We start from the raw sequence: 1675 nt of genomic DNA, 5'->3' as shown, positions 1-1675 counted from the left end.
CTCGCACGCGATGCCGAGCGCGGAGGAGACCTCGGCGACGCGTTCCACGGCCGCCTGCTGGGAGCGGGCGTAGAGCCGGGCCCCCTCGGGGCCCCTGGTCCGGCGCAGCCGGTCGTAGATCAGGCCGTGCTGTGCCGTCACCTTCGCCGTGGTGAACCCCGTGACACCCGTCGCGATGCGGTCGGCCTCCAGCACCGCCACGGAGCGTCCGCCTTCCCGCGTCAGTTCCCACGCCGTGCTGAGCCCGGCGATGCCGCCGCCCACCACGGCCACGTCGACGGTGATGTCGTCGGTGAGCGGAGGGTGGTCGGTGGCCTCGGTGGTGCGGATCCAGTGCGAATCGGTCGTGCGCGGGTGCGTGGCCCCGGCCGTGCGCGGGGCAGGAGATTCGTTCGCCATGCGGTCCGGGTGCCCGGCAACGGGCCGGCGAAGCCTGTCCGCCCCTCGTCGGGCGGGGGTGACTGACCGGAGGCGGACGGGGTACCCGGGAGAGCAGAAATCCGGCGCCACGAATCCTGCCGGTACCGAACGGACAAGGAGGTGTCAGCCGTGGACACCCGGGCCGACACCGCAAGAACCACCGGTCGCATCCCGGAGAAGGAACGGATACGCACCTGCAGGCCCGCGGTCCTGCCCGGACGCGAATCCGACCGACAGGGGGAGAGCAACCCGGAAGCGAACATCTTCCGGGGCGAGGACTGAACCGACCGTCTGACAGCGTACGGAGGCGCCAGCCATGGACGGATCCGGACTCTCCGAACCGGAAAGGCTGATCCTCGCGGAGATCGAACAGGATCTGCGGGCCGACGAGTTCCTGGACCGGCGGCTGCGGACCATGAGTCCCGGACCGCCGCTCGCGCGGATGACCCACCGGTTCCGGTCGCACCTGCTCGCCGCCGGCGTGGGTGTGCTGGCGGCCCTGACGTTCGTCCTGTTCGCGATGGCGGCATCCACCTCGAAGCCCGTCCTGATCTGGGCGTTCGCCGCCACCTGGGCCCTGACCCTGGTCGGGCTGCTCACGCTCGTCTGCCGTTGGTCCAAGCGGCTGGCGCGGCGCGGCCGTGCCCGGGGCCGCCGGCGCGCGGGGCCGCCGTGATCGGTGGCCGGCCATGGGGATAGCGAGGACCGGTCCCGGCAAGCGCCGGGAGACACCTCAACAACGACTGGACCGGCTGTGGGGCGAACTTCTCCGTGAGGTGAGGGTCGCCCTTGCCGGTGTCCAACTGCTGTTCGTCTTTCTGCTCGCCGTCGCCTTCACTCCGCTCTTCCCGCGTCTCGGCGAGGGCGACAGACTCATGTACGTGGTGTGCCTGCTCCTCGGGGCGGCCGCCACCGGCCTGCTCACGGCGCCGGTGAGCATCCACCGTATGGTCACCGGCCGCGGGATGAAGTACGAGGCGGTCAAGTGGGCCTCGCGGTTCACCATCGCGGGGCTGGCGATCCTGCTGTGCATGGTGGCCCTCGGTCTGCTGCTCGTGCTGCGCAACGTCACCGCGCTGAGCGACAGGACCGCTCTGATCCTGGACGTGACCGTCGTCGGCGGTCTCACTCTGTGCTGGCTGGTGCCGGCTGTCCTGATGCGTCGCGGAAGCCCCGCCTCGCCGGCGGGGCAGCGCGGGCAGGACGCCTCGGAGCCGAGCGGGCACGCGCCGCGGGAGGCGCGCCCGGGCAGCGA

4 protein-coding genes are annotated in these 1675 nt (G+C 71.8%); 3 read left to right on the top strand and 1 reads right to left on the bottom strand.

Annotation, left to right across the window (positions count from 1 at the left end):
* Positions 1-399, bottom strand: a 399-nt coding sequence (locus tag ACWGH4_RS34900; protein ID WP_453467902.1) for an FAD-dependent oxidoreductase, incomplete at its 3' end; no start/stop codon positions are given.
* A 150-nt stretch (positions 400-549) separates the two neighbouring features.
* Between ACWGH4_RS34900 and ACWGH4_RS34895 the strand changes: the two genes are divergently transcribed.
* The 3 genes from ACWGH4_RS34895 to ACWGH4_RS34885 all read left to right on the top strand — a co-directional run.
* Positions 550-702: a hypothetical protein gene (locus ACWGH4_RS34895; protein WP_453467900.1), complete on the top strand. Its 153-nt coding sequence runs from the start codon at positions 550-552 to the stop codon at positions 700-702.
* Positions 703-736: 34 nt separating this feature from the next.
* Positions 737-1096 carry a DUF3040 domain-containing protein gene (locus ACWGH4_RS34890; protein WP_441264647.1) on the top strand — a complete coding sequence of 120 codons (360 nt, stop codon included), beginning with the start codon at positions 737-739 and terminating at the stop codon, positions 1094-1096.
* Between the two features lie 13 nt (positions 1097-1109).
* Positions 1110-1675: DUF6328 family protein (locus tag ACWGH4_RS34885; protein WP_453467897.1), on the top strand; the 566-nt coding region annotated here is incomplete at its 3' end.

The organism is Streptomyces sp. NPDC054847 (assembly GCF_053610925.1).
Note: the sequence above shows the minus strand (reverse complement) of the source record. Positions and strands in the feature narration are given on the sequence as shown.

Bases quoted from the DNA above. Each gene is read 5' to 3' on its own strand.
- ACWGH4_RS34890 (WP_441264647.1), top strand. From the start codon at position 737: ATGGACGGATCCGGACTCTCCGAACCGGAAAGGCTGATCCTCGCGGAG.